The organism is Inquilinus sp., assembly GCF_057815775.1.
Genome location: NZ_JBYRFX010000917.1, coordinates 1 through 1,679, shown reverse-complemented (window position 1 = coordinate 1,679; position 1,679 = coordinate 1). Strand labels below are relative to the sequence as shown.

General features: G+C 73.0%; 2 protein-coding genes. One reads left to right on the top strand and one right to left on the bottom strand.

The genetic code is table 11. The features are described 5' to 3' along the window. The coding region (locus AC3XYG_RS32775) for a hypothetical protein (protein ID WP_489144081.1) at positions 1-343 on the top strand (343 nt) is incomplete at its 5' end. A 22-nt stretch (positions 344-365) separates the two neighbouring features. Here AC3XYG_RS32775 and AC3XYG_RS32770 read toward each other — a convergent pair. Next, on the bottom strand, positions 366-1,679 hold a 1,314-nt coding region (locus AC3XYG_RS32770; protein ID WP_489144080.1), incomplete at its 5' end, for an MFS transporter.

Genomic DNA, 1,679 nt, shown 5'->3' with positions numbered 1-1,679 from the left:
GGCCTGCGGGCTGGGCCTGGCCGAGGAATGGGGCAACTGGGCGCCCGGCTGGCCGGCGACGCCGACCCCGCCGCGGCCGGCCGGCGGCGAGGCCTCGATCCGGGCCGAACGGGACCGGCGCCGGGACCTGGCCGTCGCCGCGGTGGAGCGCGCCTTCCCCGCGATCGATCCGGCGCGGATCCCGGGGATCCGGGTCGGGCTGGCGGCGCGGCTGCAGGAAGCAGACATGATCGAATGCCTCGACACCGAAACCATCCGCACCGTCGCCGACCGCCTCTGCCGTTCCCTCGGCATCGAGACCTGCCTCCGCTACCAGGTACACGACATCCCCGACACCGGGTGACGATCCTGGCGGCAGCGCCGTCTCACTCCGCCGAGACCGCCAGCGGCGTCGCGGCCCGGACCAAGGCCTGCGGCCGGCGCAGCATCAGCGACAGCACCCCGCCGACCCCGAGCAGGGCGACGTTGCCGCCGAGGGCGATGGCGAAGGCATGGCCATGGGCGGCGGCATCGGGCTGGGCCCCGAGCACGGCATAGAACACGCCGCCGATGATGGCGACGCCGAGGGCGGCGCCGATCTGCAGCACCGAGATGACGATGCCGGAGGCGAGGCCCGCCTGCCGCGCCGCCACGCCGCCGATCACCACCTTGATCGCCGAGGGCAGCACCAGCCCGTAGCCGAGGCCGGCGATGACCAGCCCGGCATCGAACGCAATCGCCGGTCCTGTGCCGGCGACGGCCAAAGCGACGGCGCTGAAGCCGAGGATCTGGGCGGCGAAGCCCAGGGTCAGCACGCGCGGGCCCAGGAGGCGCATGCCGGTCGAGGCGGCGAAGGAGCTGGCGAACACACCGCCAAGGAAGGGCAGGATCGCGAGCCCGGCTTGCAGCGTGCTGCGGTGCAATCCCCCCTGCTGGTAGACCGAGAAGGTCAGGTAGAAGGAGGAGAGCATGTAGAAGCTCAGCGCCGCCGCCAGCCCGATCACGAAATCCCGCTCACGGAACAGGGCGAGGTCCACGAGGGGCGAACCCCCGCGAGCGGTCAGCCGGGCCTCGAACCCGATGAAGGCGGCCAGGGCGATGGGGGCGGCGACCAGCAGGGCGAAGCACCAGACGGGCCAGCCGGCCTGGCGGCCCTCGACCAGCGGGTACACCAGCAGGGCCAGGGTCAGCGACAGCAGCGCGACGCCGCCGAGATCGAGCCCCAGCGCCGTCGGCGCGCGGGATTCCGCCAGGAAGAAGCGGGCGCCGGCCAGCCCGGCCAGGCCGATCGGCAGGTTGACCAGGAAGATCGCCTGCCAGCCCAGCCCGAAGGGATGCAGCGAGATCAGCACGCCGCCCATCACCTGGCCGATGATGAAGGCCAGGCTGAAGGTGGCACCGTACAGCCCCAGCGCCAGCCCCTGTTCCGACCCCGGGAACATCACCCGGATCGAGGCCAGCACCTGCGGCGCCATCGCCGTGGCGGCGACGCCCTGCAGGATGCGGCCGGCGATCAGCGCGCCCGGCGACCAGGCGGCGGCGCAGAGCAGCGAGGCCAGGGTGAAGCCGGCGATGCCGATGGTGAACAGCCGCTTGCGGCCGAACAGGTCGCCCAGCCGGCCGCCGGTGATCAGGAACACGGCATAGGTGGCGGCATAGGCGGAGATCACGAACTGCACCTCGCCCGGGCTGGCGCCCAA